This window comes from Geobacillus sp. DSP4a (assembly GCF_013096875.1).
GTDB classification, from domain to species: Bacteria; Bacillota; Bacilli; order Bacillales; family Anoxybacillaceae; genus Geobacillus; species Geobacillus thermophilus.
In genome coordinates this window covers 1-343 of the sequence record NZ_SDLD01000248.1, presented here as the reverse complement: position 1 = coordinate 343, position 343 = coordinate 1, and the positions used below count along the sequence as shown (strand labels likewise).

The 343-nt window shown below is 54.2% G+C and carries 1 protein-coding gene; it reads left to right on the top strand.

Going from position 1 to position 343, the window contains the following annotated elements; genetic code table 11:
* A partial coding sequence (locus ETC02_RS17205) for an integrase core domain-containing protein (RefSeq protein WP_171698503.1) occupies positions 1–343 on the top strand: 343 nt, incomplete at both ends.

The window sequence follows — 343 nt, the reverse complement described above, 5'->3', positions numbered from 1 at the left end:
TTGACGGGCTGCGGATCGTCACGAAGGAAGCGGTGCTTCGTTGCGGGAAGCCGAAGCGCATTTACTCGGACAACGGGAAAATGTATCGGTCCGAGGTGCTGCAGTATGCGTGCGCCGAGATGGGAATTACGCTCATCCACACCCAGCCGTATGACCCGCAAAGCAAGGGAAAAATCGAACGGTTCTTCCGCACCGTACAGACACGGTTTTATCCACTGTTGGAGCTGAATCCGCCGAAGTCGCTTGACGAGTTGAACGAGCGTTTTTGGAAGTGGCTTGAAGAAGAGTATCATCGAAAACCGCACGCCTCACTGGACGGAAAAACGCCGCATGAGGTGTTTCA